This window comes from Kineococcus halophytocola, from assembly GCF_041276425.1.
Lineage (GTDB): Bacteria > Actinomycetota > Actinomycetes > Actinomycetales > Kineococcaceae > Kineococcus > Kineococcus halophytocola.
Genome location: NZ_JBGFTU010000004.1, coordinates 163,400 through 181,860, shown reverse-complemented (window position 1 = coordinate 181,860; position 18,461 = coordinate 163,400). Strand labels below are relative to the sequence as shown.

13 protein-coding genes are annotated in these 18,461 nt (G+C 74.9%); 2 read left to right on the top strand and 11 right to left on the bottom strand.

All coding sequences use genetic code 11. The features are described from left to right. Positions 1-63 precede the first annotated feature (63 nt). The 3 genes from AB2L27_RS04905 to AB2L27_RS04895 form a co-directional block, all read right to left on the bottom strand. Complete coding sequence (locus AB2L27_RS04905) at positions 64-279, bottom strand: hypothetical protein (RefSeq protein WP_370440350.1); 216 nt, start codon at positions 277-279, stop codon at positions 64-66. A 72-nt stretch (positions 280-351) separates the two neighbouring features. Continuing rightward, on the bottom strand, positions 352-771 hold the full coding sequence (locus AB2L27_RS04900) for a GNAT family N-acetyltransferase (protein ID WP_370440349.1): 420 nt from the start codon (positions 769-771) through the stop codon (positions 352-354). A gap of 96 nt (positions 772-867) precedes the next feature. Beyond that, positions 868-2,172 carry a lipopolysaccharide biosynthesis protein gene (locus tag AB2L27_RS04895; RefSeq protein ID WP_370440348.1) on the bottom strand — a complete coding sequence of 435 codons (1,305 nt, stop codon included), beginning with the start codon at positions 2,170-2,172 and terminating at the stop codon, positions 868-870. 157 nt (positions 2,173-2,329) lie between these two features. Here AB2L27_RS04895 and AB2L27_RS04890 point away from each other — a divergent pair, with 157 nt between their 5' ends. Together AB2L27_RS04890 and AB2L27_RS04885 are read left to right on the top strand one after the other, a co-directional pair. Further along, positions 2,330-3,799: a tyrosine-protein kinase domain-containing protein gene (locus AB2L27_RS04890; RefSeq protein ID WP_370440347.1), complete on the top strand. Its 1,470-nt coding sequence runs from the start codon at positions 2,330-2,332 to the stop codon at positions 3,797-3,799. A 30-nt stretch (positions 3,800-3,829) separates the two neighbouring features. Beyond that, positions 3,830-5,338 carry a hypothetical protein gene (locus AB2L27_RS04885; RefSeq protein ID WP_370440346.1) on the top strand — a complete coding sequence of 503 codons (1,509 nt, stop codon included), beginning with the start codon at positions 3,830-3,832 and terminating at the stop codon, positions 5,336-5,338. Here AB2L27_RS04885 and AB2L27_RS04880 read toward each other — a convergent pair. From AB2L27_RS04880 to dnaE, 8 genes are all read right to left on the bottom strand, one after another. Then, positions 5,238-6,236, bottom strand: coding sequence for a glycosyltransferase (locus AB2L27_RS04880; protein ID WP_370440345.1), 999 nt, complete (start codon positions 6,234-6,236; stop codon positions 5,238-5,240). The genes AB2L27_RS04885 and AB2L27_RS04880 overlap by 101 nt on opposite strands. Then, on the bottom strand, positions 6,233-7,387 hold the full coding sequence (locus tag AB2L27_RS04875) for a glycosyltransferase family 4 protein (RefSeq protein WP_370440344.1): 1,155 nt from the start codon (positions 7,385-7,387) through the stop codon (positions 6,233-6,235). Before AB2L27_RS04875 ends, AB2L27_RS04880 begins: the two co-directional genes overlap by 4 nt. Then, positions 7,384-9,750 (bottom strand): PQQ-binding-like beta-propeller repeat protein, encoded by a 2,367-nt coding sequence (locus AB2L27_RS04870; protein ID WP_370440343.1) that lies wholly within the window; start codon positions 9,748-9,750, stop codon positions 7,384-7,386. The genes AB2L27_RS04875 and AB2L27_RS04870 overlap by 4 nt, the downstream gene beginning before the upstream one ends. Before the next feature lie 50 nt (positions 9,751-9,800). Beyond that, positions 9,801-10,502 carry a hypothetical protein gene (locus AB2L27_RS04865; RefSeq protein ID WP_370440342.1) on the bottom strand — a complete coding sequence of 234 codons (702 nt, stop codon included), beginning with the start codon at positions 10,500-10,502 and terminating at the stop codon, positions 9,801-9,803. Beyond that, positions 10,499-11,866 (bottom strand): DUF1972 domain-containing protein, encoded by a 1,368-nt coding sequence (locus AB2L27_RS04860; RefSeq protein ID WP_370440341.1) that lies wholly within the window; start codon positions 11,864-11,866, stop codon positions 10,499-10,501. The genes AB2L27_RS04865 and AB2L27_RS04860 overlap by 4 nt, the downstream gene beginning before the upstream one ends. A 263-nt stretch (positions 11,867-12,129) precedes the next feature. Beyond that, positions 12,130-14,211: an alginate lyase family protein gene (locus AB2L27_RS04855; protein ID WP_370440340.1), complete on the bottom strand. Its 2,082-nt coding sequence runs from the start codon at positions 14,209-14,211 to the stop codon at positions 12,130-12,132. A 208-nt stretch (positions 14,212-14,419) separates the two neighbouring features. After that, positions 14,420-14,899, bottom strand: a complete 480-nt coding sequence (locus AB2L27_RS04850; protein ID WP_370440339.1) for a hypothetical protein — start codon at positions 14,897-14,899, stop codon at positions 14,420-14,422. Further along, on the bottom strand, positions 14,896-18,450 hold the full coding sequence (gene dnaE, locus AB2L27_RS04845) for a DNA polymerase III subunit alpha (RefSeq protein ID WP_370440338.1): 3,555 nt from the start codon (positions 18,448-18,450) through the stop codon (positions 14,896-14,898). Before dnaE ends, AB2L27_RS04850 begins: the two co-directional genes overlap by 4 nt. Between the last annotated feature and the right edge of the window lie 11 nt (positions 18,451-18,461).

The window sequence follows — 18,461 nt, the reverse complement described above, 5'->3', positions numbered from 1 at the left end:
CCCGATCCCCGCACCCGCCGTCCGAACCGGACGGAAACCCGTTCGCGTTGCGCCGCAGGACGTTCAGCCGCCGTCGGTTCGGCGGCCGACCCTCAGCAGCCGGGCGCTGAGGACGGCGAGCACCACCCCGCCGAGACCGACGAGGGCCCAGAGCACCCGGAACGCGCTCGTCGGTGGTTGCCGGCTGAGCAGGTGGGCGGTGAGGCACGTCAGCACCAGCACGGTGCCCGTCGACAGGCCGAGGACCGGCACGAGCCGTTGCGGACGCCGGGGGGTCACGGGTGCTCACCCCGCCGCGCACCGGGGGGACGTGTCCCGCCCGTCGAGCTCCGGAACGTCACGGGGCCGCGCTCAGCCGAAACCCCGGACGAACCGGCGTTCGGCTCGCCCGGCCGAGCCGCGCACCTCGACGTCACCGGTGGCGGTCCACCCCGCCCGCTCGTAGACGCCGACCGCCCGTGCGTTGTCGACGATGACCCACAGCTCCCCGCGTCGGACCCCGGCCCGGTGGGCGTGCTCCTGCACGTGGTCCAGCAACGCCCGCCCCGCCCCGCCCCGCAGCCCCAGACGTCGGGGTCGGTGGCCAGGTACCGGACCTCCAGGGACCGTCCCCGGGTGATGAGGAGGCAGAAGCCGACGGCGTCCGGGCCGCGACGCGCCAGGTGCAGCGAGGCACCGTCCCCGGTGAGCGTGCGCCGGATGCCGGCCAGCTCCTCCTGCACCGGGGCCGCGACGGGCAGCCCGTCGCGCACCGCGGTCGCGCGGGCCCACAGACCGGCGGCGGTGCGTTCGGCGTCGTGGCCCGCCACCGGCCCGACCGTCAGCTCCGCGTCCGTGGTCCGCACCGGTCCATCGTGCCCGGGCCGCTCACCCGACGGCGACCCGGCCGGCCTCCCGCGCCCGCCGCCGCAGGTCCCGGCGGACGAACCACACCCCCGGCGCGAACTGGCACAGCGCGACGGCGACGGCCGAGCCCACGACCGGACCGGCGGCCCCGATCTGCAGGGTCAGCCACCAGGACAGACCCAGGTTCAGGGGGACCATGAGCAGCACGGGCGGCACCTGGAAGCGCAGGCCCGCGGCGTCGGTCATGTACATGCCGAGGGGGTAGTTCGCGGCCTGCACCACGACGAGGGCCACCAGCGCCCCGGTGAGCCGGCCGTCGAGGTGGACGGCCCCACCGCTGACGAGCGGCACGACCCACGGCAGCAGCAGCGCCAGGACGAGGGCCGCGAGCGCCGCGGCGGCGCCGAACGCGGTGGCCATCCCGAACGGGGACCGCACGTCGCCGGTGGTGCGGGCCCGGGCGAACACGGGCCACAGGGCGACGCCGGCGGCGCTGACCGTCTGCGAGAGCAGGGAGAACAGCGAGAACCCCAGCCCGTACTCGGCGAGGTCGGTGGCGGTGGCGAGGTGGCTCAGCAGCAGGCGGTCGGTCTGCATCGCCAGCGGCAGGGCCAGGGTGAGGACGAGCCAGGGGCCGGCGACGCCCAGGACCGGCGCGCCGCGCACGGCCCGCACGCGCCAGACGTCGCGCAGGACGCCGCCGGCCAGACCGGGCAGGGCGCGGAAGGCCAGGACGGAGCCGAGGGCGGCGATGGCGGCGGCCCCGGCGTAGGAGAACGCCGCGAGGTAGCCGCCGCCGTGCCCGCCGGTCAGGACGAGGACGGCGACGGTGGTCGCGAAGATCGGGGAGGCGAGCCCCTGGACGAGGATGCGGACGTGGTTGCGGCCCAGGGCCGTGAGGATGCGCTGGCCCACCGCCAGCGGCAGCGTGAGGCAGAACAGGACCAGGCAGGCCAGGGCGGCCACGGGCCCGGACCCCGGTTGCAGCCCGTCGCCCAGCAGCACCGGCCAGCCGCCGGCGAGGGTCAGGCCGACCCCGACCGCGACCAGGGCCGCCCCGGAGAGCGCGACGACGCGGAAGACGCCGACGAGGGTGCGCCGGACGTGCTCGTCGCGGGTCGGGTCGACCGACCCGGCGACGCTGGTCAGGACGGCGGCGCCCATGCCGAGGTCGGCGAACGGCAGCAGCGCGGCCATCGAGACGAGCAGGCCGTACTGGGCGTAGGCCTCGACGCCGAAGTGCTCCAGGACGAGCCGGATGGACACGATCGAGACGAGGCCGGAGACGCCCAGGACGAGGAGCTTGGTGCCGGCGCTGCGGCCCACCGAGCGCCACGTGGCCGCGTCCGTCCTGCCGGTCGTGCCCGTGCGCGTCCTGACCGCACGGAGAACACTCCTCACCGGGTGTGCTCCTCTCGGGGGGTGAGGCACCTATATTTGCAGTCGCCCGACTCCGGAGGGCAACGCCCGAGGAGGGGGATCCGTGGACCTGTTCGCCTACCTGGCGCTGCTGCGACGGTCCTGGCTGGCCCTGCTGCTGTGCTTCGCCCTCGGCGGTGCGCTCGGCTACGGCGCCAGCTTCCGCACCGACCCGCAGTACCGGGCCACGGCGAGCGTCTTCCTGTCCCCCGGTCAGGGCCAGTCGATCGGTGAGCTGGCCCAGGGGTCGTCCTACACGCGCAGCCTGGTGCAGTCCTACGTCCGGCTGGCCACCACCCCGACGGTCCTGCAGCCGGTCGTCGACCAGCTCGGCCTGGAGACCACCGCCGAGGACCTCGCCGACCGGGTCGACGTGCAGTCCCAGCAGGACACCGTCCTCATCGACATCACCGCGGTGGCCGGCAGCGGGCAGCGGGCCGCCGCGATCGCCAACGCCGTCGGGGACGGGCTCGCCGACGCCACCGAGTCCCTGACCCCGCGCGGGACCACCGCCATCGAGGTCACCACCGTGACGCCCGCGACGGCCCCGGCGGCCCCGTTCTCCCCCGACCGGCGCCTGGACGCCGGGATCGGGGCCGTCCTGGGGCTGCTGCTCGTGGTGGCCCTGGTCGTGACGCGCGAGGTGCTCGACACCCGCGTCCGGGACGCCGACGACGTCCTGGACGTCAGCGACGTGCCCGTCCTGGCCGCCGTGCCGGCCCGGGACGCGGTGCGGCGCGGTCGCGCGGGAGGCCGGGGCACGGGACGGGTGGCCGCGCGCGGGGACCGCACCCGGGCCGTCCGGCGGCTGCGGGCCAACCTGCGCTTCCTGGCCGCCGAGGGCACGTCCCAGCAGGTCGTCCTCGTCTCGGCCGCCGGTGAGGGCGCCCCGGACCTGGCGCTGGAGCTGGCCCGGGCGATGGCCGACCACGAGACGCGGGTGCTGCTGCTGGAGGCGGACCTGCGCACCCCGGTGCTGGCCCGCACCCTGGGCCTGGTGCCGGGGCCGGGGCTGGCCGACGTCCTGCTCGACGGGCTGCCCGTGGCGGCCGCGGTGCGGCGCGGCGGGCTGGACGGCCCGGCCGTGCTGCCCGCCGGGTCGCTGCGCGAGGACCAGGCGCTGGACCAGAACACCGACGAGCTCGTCGGGTCCGCTGCGCTGCAACGCATCCTGCGGGACCTGCGGACGCAGTTCGACGTCGTCCTCATCACCGCCCCGCCCGTCCTGGCCGCCACCGACGCCGCGGTGCTCGCCGCCCGCGTCGACGGGGTGGCCCTGCTCGTGGAGAGCCCGGCCACGAGCCGGCGCCAGCTGGCCGACGCGCTGCGGGACCTGGAGATGGTGCGGGCCACCGTCCTGGGCGTCGTCCTGGACCACTCCCGGCGGCGGCCCTCGCGGCGCGGGGCCCGCCCCGGGCGCGGTCGCGTCCGCGCCGGGGACCTGGCGACCCCCACCCTGCGCCTGGACCCGCCCGGCGCCCAGGACGGCGGCGCCACGCCCGAACGCCCCCGGGTCCGCTCCGGGCGCCGGTGAGGCACTGGTGAGGACGGCCGTGAGGCACCGGTGAGGACGGCCGGGGGTGCGCAGGCGCACCTGCTGCGCCAGGTGCGCGCCGAGCTGGACGGCGGGGCCACGACGCGCCAGGCCTGCCGGCACGTCGGCGCCCTCGCCGGGGTCCACCCCGCGACGCTGCTGCACTGGTGGCGGGCCTCGGACCGCACGGGCGCCCCGGGGCGCAGCGCCCGCAGCGACCGGGACCTGCTCGTCCTGCGCGTCGTCGCGGTCGTGGGGGTGGCGGTGCTCGGGGCCGACGTGACGCTGGGCGACGTCCTGCCCACCGCCGGTGTCGTCGTGGCGGGGTTGCTGCCGGTCTGGGCCGCCTCGCTGCACCGCTTCCCCGGGGCCCGGCCCCTGCTGCTGCTGGCCCCGGCCGCGGTCGGCGCCGGCCTGGTCCTGCTCCTGCTGCCCGGCGCCCACGACGTCGAGGCGCGCTACGCGGTCGCCACCTGCACCCGCACGCTGACCGTCGTCCTGGGCATCGGGTTCGTGCTGTGGTGCCGGGACGTGCTGCGGGTGGAGACCCTCGCCCTGAGCTACGGGGCGGGGGCGCTGCTGGCCGCCGCCCCGCACGTGGCCGCCTCGGCCAACGCCTGGAAGTACCAGCTCGCGCTGCCGGTGACCCTCCTCGTCCTGGCCCTGGCCCAGCGCGTGCCCGGGCCCGCGGGGTCGGTCGCGGTGCTGGTCGCGCTGGCCGGTCTGGGGGCGGTCAGCATCGCGCGCGACTACCGCAGCTTCTTCGGCTTCACCGTCCTGACCGCGGTCGTCGTCGGCTGGCAGCTCCTGCGCGCCGGCCGTCGGGTGCGCCGGCGGCCGCGCCGGGCCCCGGTGGCCCCGTGGCTGGCCACGGGCGCGCTGGTGGCGGTGGCGGGGTTCGTGCTCTACCGGGCCGCCGAGCAGCTCCTGCTGTCCGGGGTCCTGGGCCGGGAGCTGCAGCTGCGCTCGCAGGCCCAGGTGCGGGCGGCGGGGTCCCTGCTGGCCGGGGGGCGACCGGAGTGGGCGGGCACCTGGCGGCTGGTGCAGGACTCCCCCGCCGGGTTCGGCCCCGGCGCCGTCCCGACCCCGCACGACGTCGTCGTGGCCCGGCAGGGGCTGGCCACGGTCGGCATCGGGCCCGAGAACGGCTACGTCGACAACTACATGTTCGGCGGGCAGTTCCGGCTGCACTCCACGGTCGCCGACGCCTGGTCGAGCTTCGGCTGGGTCGGGGTCGCCCTCACCCTCCTGCTGGGCGCCCTGCTGGTGCACGCGCTGCTGACGCGGGTGGCCGCCGGGACCGCCTCGGCGCTGGTGGTGCTGCTGGGGCTGCGGGCGCTGTGGAACCTGGCCGTCGGCCCCATGTACTCCGACCTGCCCGAGACCGCCCTGGCCCTGGCGCTGGCCCTGGTGCCCCGGTCCGGGGCTCCCGGGCGCCTCAGCCGCGGTGGCCGGCCCCGGCCCGTGCGCGCACCGGGGCTGCCCCAGCGTCCGCCGCAGCGCGCGCCGCACCGGGCACCGGTGGGCGTCGGGGGCTGAACGCGACCACCCACCCCGCCAGCGTGCCGCGCACCGCCGCGCGCAGCGGGGCGCGGTCGACCAGCAGGCGGCGCCACCCGTCGCGGCGCAGCACCTCGGCCGCGTAGCGCGGGGCCCCCAGCGCCTGCCGGGCCGCCGCCCGCGCACCGAGGTTGCGGCGGGCGAACAGCAACCGGTTGCGGCAGTGGAAGCGCACGTAGGCCGGGGACTTGCCCGCCCCGGCCTGGGTGCCGCCGACGGCGTGCACGGCGAGCAGGTCCTCGCGCACGAGCAGCCGCCCGCCGCGGCGCTGCACGCGCAGGCTGAGGTCGACGTCCTCCCAGTACAGGAAGTACTCCGGGGCGAACCCGCCGACGGCCTCCCACAGGTCGCGGTGCACCGCCAGGCACGCCCCGGTCAGCCACGGCACCAGGTCCGGCCCGGTGAGCCGGCCCGTGCGCCCGGTGCGGCCGGTGCGCAGCGAGACCTGCGCCCCGTCGAACCAGCGCCGGCCGTCCTCGCGGACGATGCGGGGGGCCACGAGCCGGTCCGGGTGGGCCCGCACCTCCGCGTGCAGGGCCGCCGCGACCGCCGGTTCCAGCCGCAGGTCCGGGTTCACCAGCAGCAGGGCCCGGCAGCCGGCGGCCAGCGCGTGCGCGGCCCCGGCGTTGACCCCGGCCCCGAAGCCGTCGTTGCGCGGCAGCAGGACCGCGTCCAGCCCCCGGCGCCGGCACAGCGCGGCCACCGCGTCCCGGTGGGCGGCGGTGGAGAAGTTGTCGACCACGACGACGCGGGCCACCGCGGTCAGGTCGTGCCGCAGCAGGTGGTGCTCGAGCACGGACGGGTCGCCGTAGTTCACCACCACGACCCCCAGCCCGCCCGCCCCGGGCACCGGGCTCACCGGGCTCACCGGGCTCACCGGGCCCCCACGGGCAGCGTCTGCTCCAGGCCCGCGACGAGCCCGGCCCGGTAGCGCTCGGGGGCGAACCGGGCCGCCGCGACCGGTGCCTGCGCCGCGGCGCTCGCGCGCAGCTCGGCCAGGTCGGCGGCCACCTGCACCACCGCGCGGGCCAGGGCCGGGGCGTCCCCCGCCGGCACGAGGCGGGCGCTGGGCACCCCGGCCACGGCCTCGGGCAGCCCCCCGACGTCGCTGACCAGGACCGGGCGGCCGGCGAGCACCCCCTCCACGGCCGTGTTGCCGAAGGGTTCGGGCAGCACCGACGGCACCAGCAGGACGTCCGCGCGGGCCAGGTGGGCGAACACGTCGGGGTCGAAGCCGTGGCGGGTGACCCGGCCCGCGAACACCTCCGCGCCCAGCCGGTCCTCCAGCTCGCGGGCGAAGCCGGCGTGCTCGCCGAAGACGTCGCCGACGAGGTCGAGGTGGGCGTCCAGCCCGCCGGCCAGGACGGCGGCGACGGCGTCCAGGGCCACGAGCACGCCCTTGCGGCGCGAGAGGCGGCCCACGTAGAGCAGCCGCAGGGGTCCGGCACCGGTGCGGGCCGGCACCGGCGCCGCCGGGCCCGCGACCCCGTTGGGCAGGACGGCGGCGCGCGCGGCCAGCCCCGGCCACGAGTCCGCCAGGACGGCCAGGGAGTACTCGCTGTTGACCAGCAGGCGGTCGGCGGCCAGCAGCGGGGCGGCCAGCGCCCGCCGCACGGGCGCGGCGGCCCCGGACTCGGCCTCGTGGACGTGGCACAGGACCGGCACCCCGTGCGCGCGGGCCAGCAGCACCCACGTCGGCAGGGTCAGCGTGCTGACGTAGACCACGTCCGGCCGCAGCCGGCGCAGCAGGGCCCCGTCCCGGACGGCAGCCACCGCGCACCGCCCCGCCAGCGCGAGCACCCCCCGCGCCGACAGCGCCGACTTGCGCAGCACCGGCGCGGGCCGCACGAGGACGCGGGCCCCGGCGGCCCGGGCCAGACCCACCAGCGGCCCGTCCTCCCCGACCAGGAGCAGGGCCCGGGACCCGTCCGCGACGACGGCGCGGACGGCTTCGAGCAGCATCCGGTCCGAGCCGTACAACCCGGCCCCGGGGTGGACGAGCAGGACGCGCCGGGGCCGCCGGCTCACCCCTGCCCGCCGTCGGTGACGACCAGGTCGTCCCAGGACGTGCGGACCGTGGTCGTCTCCGCACCGCTGGACAGGTAGGCCGACAGCGCCGGGGACCCGGGGACCTGCAGGGCGGGCGTCGCGTCGGTGGCGCTGACCTGCCAGTCGGCCGGCTCGGGCGTCCCGGCCGCCCACGCCTTGGCCTTCAGCACCGTCGGGTTGGTCCCGGTGACCTGCGTCCGCACCCGCACCTTCGCCCCCGGGGAGGCCACCAGGCCGGGGAGGGTTCGGGACGTCAGGTCCGTCTGCTTGCCGGCGACCTTGCGCGTCAGGGTCAGGCTCACCGCCTGCCCGTCCTTCAGGCGCACCGACGTCCGGTAGTCGTCGTCGCCGTCGACGCGGCGGCCGTAGGCGGTGGCGACGACCCCGCCGTTCGCCGGCGGCCGGTCGGCCCAGGTCGTCACCGCCACGTCGGCCCCGGTGCCGCGGACCGACCCCAGGGTGGCGCTGGTCAGCCGGTTCCACGCCGACGTCATCTGACCGGCCCCGGAGGCGACGCGGAAGTTCGAGCTGCCGCCGGCCAGGCTCCACGACCCGCCCGGGCTCGCCCCGCCCCACCCGCCGGAGACCGTGCGGGAGAAGGAGTCCGCGGCCAGGGTGGTGGGCACGGGGTCGGGGTCCGCGCCGACGGTCACGGTCCCCAGGGTGGAGTTCGTGGAGTTCCCGTCGGCGTCGTCGGCGTAGATCCGGTACGTGTGGGTGGAACCGGGCGCCAGCCCGGTGTCGAGGAACTCGGCGGTGGGCCGGTTCCACCACGTCGAACGCGCCGTCACCGTGCCCACGGGGGTCTCGGTCTGCCCGTCGCGCACGATGCGGTAGCGCAGGTCGGCGTTGTCGGGGTCCCACGTCGTGCGCCAGCCGACCCGCACGGTCCCGGCGGCCGGGGAGGTGAGGTCGGGCACGAAGTCGGCCTGGTAGCGGGGGCCCTCCAGGTTCGGGGCGTGCGCGCGCAGGGCCATCCGCACGATCCCCTGCTGGGGCACGTTGTTCACCTTGGGGAACTCCCCGCCCAGGGAGACGTAGCGGTCGTTCCCGGTCACCGACCACGCGGCCTGGACCTGGCCGGTGACCGTGCCGACGTCGAGCGTGGGCCACCAGGTGAGCAGACCCGGGGACGGTTTCCCCGCGAACGTCCCCTTGCTGTTCTTGCCCCGCGCCTCGACGGTGGTGGCGACGGCCCGCTGGTAGCTCCACGGTTCGGTCTGCGGCCAGCCGCCGATGGGCGAGCAGTCGTGCGCGTGCCCGACGGTGTAGACGACCCCGCCGATGGGTTCGACGGAGTAGGTGTCCCCGGTGCAGCCGGCGACCCAGCGGATCCGGCCGGTGGTCCCGTCGGCGGCGAAACTGCCCTCGAAGTTCCCCTCCCCGGAGGACTTGTACTGGTAGCCCGTGCCGTAGACGTTCGTGCCGTCGGTGGCCAGGGAGTAGATCGCCGCGTCGGCCCCGCCGTTGCGGACGACGTCGGTCGCGGCCCACGGGCGGCTGGCCCCGGTGACCGGGTCCAGCGCCCCCATGCCGTAGTGGTCGGCGCCGTTGAGCGTGGTGAACCGACCGGCCGCCACGACGGACCCGCTGTCCGGCACGACGAGGCCGAACACCTCGTTGTCGGCGGCGGGGGCCCAGGGCAGCAGCGCGCCGGTGGCGGCGGAGAACGCGGCCAGGCGGCTGCGGGCGGTCTTGTTGGCCACGGAGAACTGCCCGCCGACGTAGACGGTGCCGCCGGTGGCGACCACGGCGCGGGCGCGGTAGTCGACCTGCGGGTTGAACCCCGGCACCAGGGCCCCGGTGCGCGCGTCGAGGGCGGCGATGCGGTAGCGGTTGTCCCCGTTGGCCTGGGTGAAGTTCCCCACCACGTAGATGCGGGACCCGTCGGGGGAGGAGGTGATGCCCAGGCCCTCGGCGTTGAGCGAGGCGTTGAACGTCGTCAGGAGGTTCCCGCTCACCAGGTCGTAGGCGAGGATGTTGCGGCGCGGGGTCTCCCCCGTCCCGGCCGCGGCCCCGGCCGGGCGGGCGCTGGTGAACCTGCCGGTGACGTAGACCGTGTTCCCCACGGTCGTCTGCGCCCACACGACGCCGTCGATCTGCACGGTGGGCAGGACGTCGGCGGTCACCGTGGCCGGGTCCGCCGAGACCGCCGGGGCCGTGGCCGAGCTCGTCGGGGCCGGCGAGCTCGACGAGGTCGGGGTCGGGGTGGGGGTGGGGGTTCCCGTGGCCGCGGCCGCGCGGCCGGTCACCGGCCCGACGGTCACCGCCAGGGCGACCACCAGCGCGGCCAGCGCGGCGAGCAGGACGCGGTGCGGCGTCCGTGCGCCGAGGCTGTTCATCGGTTCTCCCTGCTGCCGCCTCGTCGGCGACCCTCGTGGCGGTCCGGGGATCAGACGTCGACGGTGACGGTGTCGGTCGAGCTCACCGAGGTGATCTCGAGCGTCGTGGAGCGGGCGGTGCCCTGCGGGATCGCGTACACGAGCGTGGCCGTGGCGGACTCCCCGAGGTCCAGGACCCCGGCGGGGGCCTGGTACGGCGGGCCCTCCATCGCCGTGGCCGGGGAACCGTCGGCCCGGGTCGCGCTGACGCGGACCCCGTCGAGGTCGACGGGCTCGGGCGAGCCGTTGGTGAAGGTGAGCTGCACGACCATGCCCGGGCCGCTGATCTCACCGGGGTTCACGGCGGTGACCGTCGTCTCGCGCACCGAGGTCACCGTGACCGTCAGGCCCTCGCTGAAGCGGGCGGGGGTGCGCACCGGCACCGGCTCCAGGGTGCGGGTGCCGATGACGGCGGCGGTGGCCGCGTCCTCGGGCCCGGGCCCGTCCTCCGGGGTGGGCGCCGGGCCCGGGCTCGGCGGGGGGTCGGTGCTCCGCGCGGGGTCCGGGGTGGTGCCCGGGGTGGTGCCGGGGGTGGTGCCCGGGGTGGTGCCCGGGGTGGTGGAGGGCGCGGTGGTGCTCTGCCCGGCCCCCAGGTCCGTCGTCGTGCTGCCGGGGGCCGAGCACGCGGCCAGCGTGGCCAGGCACACGACCCCGACCGTGCCGGAGGCCGTGAGGAACCGGCGGAGGGGACGGGGGTCCTGCGGGCGGTTCACCGGCTGCTCCAGCGCGCTCGCGGTTCCAGGGCGGACTCCCGGACGCTCGCGGCGTCGAGGTCGAGCTCCAGAGCGCCGGGGTCGACGCCGTCGCGCGCGTGGGCCCGAGACGTCGCTCCGAGGTCGACGACCGCGGCCTCGCGGGCGTGGCGGACCGGCGTGGGCCGGCCCGCCAGCCGCAGGCACAGGTCCTCGTAGCCGTCGGCGACGTCGTCCCAGTCGTAGCTCGCGGCGCGGAACCGGCTGGCCCGCCCCCGGTCGCGCACCTGGGCCTCGTCGGCCTCGGCCGCCTCCACGGCGGCCGCCACGTCGGCGGGCGTGCGCCAGTAGGTGCCGGCCGCGCCGAGCACCTCGCGGTTGAAGTCGACGTCGAAGGCGTCCACGGCGGTGCCGGCGCCGATGGCCCGCAGCAGCGAGGGGTTCGTCCCGCCGACGCTGTGACCGTGCAGGTAGGTGGTCGCGCCCGCGTAGAGCTGGTCGAGCAGGTCTTGGTCCCAGACCCCGCCCACGAGCCGCACGCGGTGGTCGGCCAGGGCGTGCACGCGGGCGGTGTAGGCGTCGGAGTAGGGCGCGGACCCGACGACGACGAGCGGTGTGCGCGCCCGGGAGGCGGCGTACCCCTCCACGATCACGTCGACGTGGTTCTCCGGCTCGAAGCGGGCCACGACGAGGTGGTAGCCGCCCGGGGTCAGCCCCAGGGTCGCCAGCTTCCGCGGGTCCCCGCCGCCCTCGACCACGGGGGCGCCGTAGCGGATGAGCGTGGTGTCGGCGTCGAAGCGGGCGCGGTAGTGGTCGGCGATGCCCTGCGCGTCGGCGATGAGGGCGTCGGAGTGGCGCACGGCGAACGCCTCGGCCCAGCGGTAGTACCCCTGCCCGGCCGGTCCCCACTTGGCCCGCTTCCACTCCAGGCCGTCGACGTGGGTGGCCACGGGGACCCCGACGGCGCGCAAGACCGGCAGGAAGGGCGCGTTGGCCGCGTTGAAGACGATCGCGGCGTCGACGTCGGCCCCGCCCCGCCGGCCCAGCCGGGAGCGCAGCCGCCCGGCGCCCAGGTGGGCGACGGCCAGCGCCGACCGGCTGAGGGTCTCCAGCGACCGGCGCCGCACGGCGGGCAGCGGCACGAGCTCCATGCCCCGGTGCTCGCGCAGCGGCTCGTGCGGGGCCCCGGTGGTGGTCCCGTCCGTGGTCCCGTCGGGTTCGGGCCGGGCGCCGTAGACGACGACGCGGTGCCCGCGCTCGACGAGCCGGGAGCCGACCTCCTCGACGCAGGTCTCGAAGCCCCCGTAGCGTGCCGGGACCCCACGGGTCCCGAGCAGAGCGATGCGCAGGCCGTCGGTCGACGGTCCGCGGGCGTGTCTGATCATCGAGTTGTCCCCCCAACCGCGGTCACCCCTGTACGCGGAGTGATGACGGTAGCCCAATCGGGCGGGTGGCGGGAGGGTCCGGCGCGAGCCCGCGCGTGTCGCGACCCCTGAAGACCCCACGAGGACCCCACGAGAACCCGGTGAGGACCCCAGGAGGCCCCGGTGAGGACCCGGTGGGAGCCCGGACGCACGACGCCCCGGGACCTGTCGGTCCCGGGGCGTCGGCGGTGTCCCCCGCTGGTCTTCCGGTGCTGCGTCCGGCCTCAGCCGGCCGAGTGCGTCAGCGTCTCCCAGTTCATGAAGATGCCGCTGCCGGTCGGGCTGACCGTGCCGAGGAACCGCTTGGTCTGCGGCATGGACACGCCCATCCGGGTGGCGAAGGCGTTGTAGCCCAGCGCGTACGTCATCTTGTAGCCGTTGCCGCCGAGGTTCAGCGGCTTGGGGCAGACCCAGCCCGAGGCCGAGGGGTCGTTGACGAACTTCAGGTTGTACTCCATGGCCGCGACCAGGCGGGTGCGCTGCTCGCCGTACAGGTCCAGCCCCTGGATCCGCGCGGTCTCGGCGGCGTCCAGCGCGGAGGCCAGGCCCATCGCGGTGTGGGACGCGTCACGGCACGTCTCGGCAGCCAGGCCGTCGACGTACTTCTTCGGGTTCGACCAGTACTCGAGGTAGTTGCTGTCCTTCATGATGGTGTTCGCCGGGAAGTTCGGCTTGCTGCCGTCGGAGGACAGGTAGAACGACCCCTTGACGTGGTTGCGCCAGTCGCCCAGGCCGTTCTCCCAGGTCGCGCGGTCGTTGGTGAACACGCCGATGTTCATCGTCGCCTCGGCCATGGTGAGCTGCCAGTTCGCCGAGGTCCAGGTCCAGCCGTCGATGACGCGGGGCAGGAAGGCGGTCTTGAGCATCGTCTCGAAGCGGGCGACGTCCGCACCGCTCCAGCCGGCACCGCTGTAGCGGATGAGCTCGGCGGCCTTGGTGAACGTCTGCCCGGCCCACCCGGCCTGCAGCAGACCGTTCTTGTAGACCTTGGTGTCGAACTTGTGGTCCTTCAGGGTGCCGGAGTAGGCGTTGAGGATCTGCTTGGCCTTGTCGGCGTGGCGCTGGTCGCCGGTGAAGTACCACAGGAGCGCGTGGGTGTAGGCAGCCTGCGCGTCGTCGGTCTCGGCCGTGCAGCCCTCGTCGACGGTGTTGTACGAACCGCAGCCGACGTAGGCGGTCGGGCGCGGCGTCCAGGACAGGCTGGCGAAGCGGCTGCCCTTCATCTTGTCGAACGCCGGCTTCTGCGGCGCTTCGCCCGCCAGGGCCGCGGCGCGGGCGGCCTCCAGGGTCGTGGTGCCGTTGAGGATGCCCGGGTGGACGAACCCGTTGGTGCTCACGCGCTGCAGGGCCGGCAGACCCGGCGTGGCGGACGCGCTCGGCTGCGGGGCGGGCTTGGGCGGGTTCGTCGTCGCCGTGGGGGTCGGCGTGGGGGTCGTCGGGCGCGGCTTGGGCGTCGTCGCCGGCGCCGGCGCGGGGGCCGCGGCCACCGTCGTCGTGGTCGTGGCCACGGCCTGGAAGCTGTTGAGGGACACGGTCGTCGGGGTGCCGCTGCTGGAGAGGTACCCGTTGACGCCCACCGCGCCGGCCTTCTTCACGGCCGAGCCGCTGGAGTCCCTGGCCACGACCTGCCAGTCCGGCACGGGCTGACCGGCGGTCCAGACGCGGGCCTGGACGGTGACCGGGGAGGTGCCCGAGACCTTCGTCTCGACGCTGAGCCAGGCCCCCGAGCGCGCGGTGACCTTCAGGGCGGTCTTCGACAGCTGGGTGGAGCGGCCGTCGACGACGCGGTCGGCGCTGAGGGTGAGGGCACCGCGGGCGCCGACCGTCAGGGTCGTGCCGTAGCGGTCGCCGTCGGACTGGCGGCGCAGCTCGGTGGTCTCGTACAGGCCGATCTTGGCCGAGCCCACGGACGGGAGCTTGACCCCGTGGGTGACGGTGACGTCGGCGGCGGCGACCGCGGGCAGCGAGGCGGCGAAGCTGGCGCCCTTGGGCACCGAGGGGAAGGTCAGCTCGTGACCGCCCGTGGTGACGGTGCGGCCGCGGGGGGACTGCACCGCCCAGCGGCCACCGATCTCGGCGTTGCCGACGGCGCGAGTGGCACCGCCGAAGGTGTCCTTGGCGACGACCTCGCTGGTGGTCCGCGTGGTGGACCCGGCGGCTGCGGGGGCGGCGGCGGGGGCGGCGGCGGGGGCGGCGGCGTCGGCGCTCGCACCGGAGGTCACGAGGAAGGTGCAGGTGGCGGCCACGACGCCGAGGGCAGCGACGAGGCGACGGGAGGGCTTCGTAACGATCGTGGAGGGGGTCACGATGTAGGGATCGGGCCCGTGTCAGATCCCCTTGAGCCGCCCGCCGCCGATCACCCGTCCGCCCTCGCCCGTCGTCGGGCTCAGATTTCACCCTCCGTGACGTTCTGGGCGGCCGTCCCGGCCGGCAGCCCGGCCGGCGGTCACGCAGCGTGTGACCTGCGGCGCGACCTCGGCGCGGTGGGACCGAACGGGTGAAGTCACCCCCGCGTCAGGGGGTCCGGACCCACCGGGCCAGGACGTCACCCAGTGTGACCAGGGCCACAGCGGCGGAGACGACGAACGGCTGGACCAGGACCGCGACCCAGGCCGTGAGCGTCACGTGCGCCGCCTCGGCCGGCCCCGTCGGCGGCAGGGCGCTGCCCGTCCCGGCCGCCAGCAGGCTGGAGGTCAGGGCCCCGGCGAGGGCGGCGACGAAGACCGTCACCGGAGCCTGCCGGGCCCGGCGCAGGACGACCACGGCGGCGGCCAGGCCCACCAGGCCCGTGAGCACGCTGAAGACCCCGTCCCGGGCCATCGGGTACACCGCCGCCGAGGTCACGACGGGTTCACCGACGAGCGCGGTCGCCGGGCGCCGGGTCAGGGCCCACCAGAGCACGCCCACGACGAGGCCGGCCCCGGCCTGACCGAACAGCAGCGCGAACCCCGTCCGGCGGGTCCCCGGCCCGTCCCCGCCCGGGGACCGCCTCACACCAGGCACGAGGCGCCGAGCAACTGCTTCAGGTCGCCGAACAGGGCCGGGCTCGGGGTGACGCGCAGGGAGTCGTCAAGGCGCATGAGGGTGCCCGAGCCGCCCCCGTTCCTCGTCAGCCGCAACCGGACCTCGGTGGAGCCCCGGTGCGTCTCCAGGACCGTCTTGAGCTGCTCGACGACACCGGAGGTGCACCGCGCCGTGGGCAGCGTCACCGTCACCGGCACCCCGTCGGTGCTGGAGACGTCCGGCACCGTCAGACCCGAGGCGTAGATCGTCGGGACCTCGTCGCGCCGGTTGAGCCGGCCCTTGACCACGACGACGAGGTCCTCGGCCAGCAACTGGGCGACGTCGGTGTAGCTCTGGGGGAAGAACAGGCACTCGATGGCCCCGGCGAGGTCCTCGACGGTGACGATCGCCCAGTAGTTGCCCTGCTTGGTCGTCTTGCGCTGCAGGCCCGTGATCATGCCCGCGATGGTGATCTGCGAGCCGTCGGGGCGGGACTCGTCCTCCAGCAGCGCCGAGATCGAGACGTCGGAGGCGTTCTGCAGCAGCCGTTCCAGCCCGAACAACGGGTGGTCGGAGACGTACAGGCCCAGCATCTGCCGCTCGTGGGCGAGCAGCTCGGCCTTCTCCCACTCCGGCAGGTCGGGGATGACGACCTCGAACCCGCCACCGGGGGCCTCCTCCCCGCCGCCGAGACCGGCGAACAGGTCGAACTGGCCGATGGCCTCGTTGCGCTTGACGTCCACGACGGCGTCGACGGCGTCCTCGTGCTTGGCCACCAGGGCCCGGCGCCGGTGCCCGAGGGAGTCGAAGGCGCCGGCCTTGATGAGCGACTCGATCGTGCGCTTGTTGCACACCACCGCCGGCACCTTGGTGAGGAAGTCCTGGAAGGACTCGTAGCGGCCCTTGCCGGTGCGGGCCTCCACGACCGCCTCGACGACGTTGGCGCCGACGTTGCGGATGGCGGTGAGGCCGAAGCGGATGTCGGTGCCGACGGCGGTGAAGTTCGCGCTGGACTCGTTGACGTCCGGGGGCAGCACCTTGATGCCCATGCGGCGGCACTCGTTGAGGTACAGCGCCGACTTGTCCTTGTCGTCGCGCACCGAGGTGAGCACCGCGGCCATGTACTCGGCCGGGTAGTTGGCCTTGAGGTAGGCCGTCCAGTAGGAGACGAGGCCGTAGGCCGCCGAGTGCGCCTTGTTGAAGGCGTAGTCGGAGAAGGGGACGAGGATGTCCCACAGCGCCTTGACGCACTCCTTGCTGAACCCGTTGTCCAGCATCCCCTTCTCGAAGCCGACGAACTCGGCGTCAAGGACCTCGCGCTTCTTCTTGCCCATCGCCCGGCGCAGCAGGTCGGCCGACCCCAGGGAGTACCCGGCGACCTTCTGCGCGATCGACATGACCTGCTCCTGGTACACGATCAGGCCGTACGTCGTGCCGAGGATGTCCTTCAGCGGTTCCTCGAGCTCGGGGTGGATCGGGGTGATCGGCTCCTGGCCGTTCTTGCGCCGCGCGTACGCGGTGTGCGAACCCGCGCCCATCGGGCCGGGGCGGTAGAGGGCGCCGACCGCGGAGATGTCCTCGAAGTTGTCCGGGCGCATGAGGCGCAGCAGCGAGCGCATCGGGCCGCCGTCGAACTGGAAGACGCCGAGGGTGTCGCCCCGGCCGAGCAGGTCGAACGTGGCCTGGTCGTCGAGGTCGAGCTTCTCGAGGTCGACCTCCTCCTTGCCGTTGGCCACGACGTTCTTCAGCGCGTCGTCGAGGATCGTGAGGTTCCGCAGACCCAGGAAGTCCATCTTGACCAGCCCGAGCGTCTCGCACGTCGGGTAGTCGAACTGGGTGATGATCGCGCCGTCGGCCTCGCGCTTCATGATCGGGATGAGGTCGATGAGCGGGTCGCTGGACATGATGACGCCGGCCGCGTGCACGCCCCACTGCCGCTTCAGGCCCTCCAGGCCGCGCGCGGTGTCGACGACCTTCACGACCTCGGGGTCGGCCTTGTAGAGGTCGCGGAACTCCCCCGCCTCGGAGTACCGCTTGTGGTTCGGGTCGAAGATGCCCGACAGCGGGATGTCCTTGCCCATGACGGCCGGCGGCATCGTCTTGGTGATCCGGTCGCCCATCGAGAAGGGGAAGCCCAGGACGCGCGAGGAGTCCTTGACGGCCTGCTTGGCCTTGATCGTGCCGTAGGTGACGATCTGGGCGACGCGGTCGGTGCCGTACTTGTCCACGACGTACTGGATGACCTCACCGCGGCGGCGCTCGTCGAAGTCGACGTCGAAGTCGGGCATCGACATGCGCTCGGGGTTGAGGAACCGCTCGAAGAACAGGCCGTGGCGCAACGGGTCCAGGTCGGTGATCTTCATGGCGTACGCCGCCATCGACCCGGCCCCGGACCCGCGGCCCGGACCCACGCGGATGCCGTTGGCCTTGGACCAGTTGATGAAGTCGGCGACGACGAGGAAGTACCCGGCGTACCCCTTGGAGGTGATGACCTCGATCTCGTAGTCGGCCTGCTTGCGGACGTCGTCGGGGATGGCGCCGCCGTAGCGGTAGTTCAGGCCCGACCAGACCTCCTTGACGAACCAGCTCTCCTCGTCCTCCCCCGGTGGGCAGGGGAAGCGCGGCATGTAGGCGCCGGTGGACTCGGTGAACCCCACCTCGCACCGCTCGGCGATGAGCAGGGTGTTGTCGCAGGCCTCGGGGTGGTCGCGCCACAGGTGGCGCATCTCGGCCGGGCTCTTGAGGTAGAAGTCGGTGGAGTCGAACTTGAACCGCTTGGGGTCGGCCAGCGTCGAGCCGGACTGCACGCACAGCAGCGCCTCGTGGGCGCGGGCGTCCTGCGCGTGCGTGTAGTGCAGGTCGTTCGTCGCCACCAGGGGCAGGTCGAGGTCCTTGGCCAGCTTGAGCAGGTCGTCCTGGACGCGGCGCTCGATGTCCAGGCCGTGGTCCATGAGCTCGACGAAGAAGTTCTCGGCCCCGAAGATGTCGCGGTAGTCGGCCGCGGCCCGGCGCGCCTCGTCGTACTGGCCCAGGCGCAGGCGGGTCTGCACCTCCCCCGAGGGGCAGCCGGTGGTGGCGATGAGCCCCTCGGCGTACTGCGAGAGCAGCTCGCGGTCCATGCGGGGCTTGTAGAGGAAGCCCTCCAGGCTGGCCAGGCTGCTCATCTTGAACAGGTTGTGCATGCCCCGGGTGGTGCTGGCCAGCATCGTCATGTGCGTGTACGACCCGGCCCCGGACACGTCGTCGCCGGAGCGGCCGTTGGGGTCGCCCCACTTCACGCGGGTCTTGTCCTGGCGCGCCGTCCCCGGCGTCAGGTACGCCTCGACGCCGACGATCGGCTTGACCCCGTGCTTCTTGGCCGTCTTCCAGAAGTCGTAGGCGCCGAAGACGAAGCCGTGGTCGGTCGTCGCGACGGCGGGCATGCCCATCTCGGCGGCGGTGGCGAACAGGTCGTCCACCTTGGCCGCGCCGTCCAGCATCGAGTACTCGGTGTGGACGTGCAGGTGGACGAACGAGTCCGCTGACGAGGACGGGGACGCCATGGGGGCGGGCC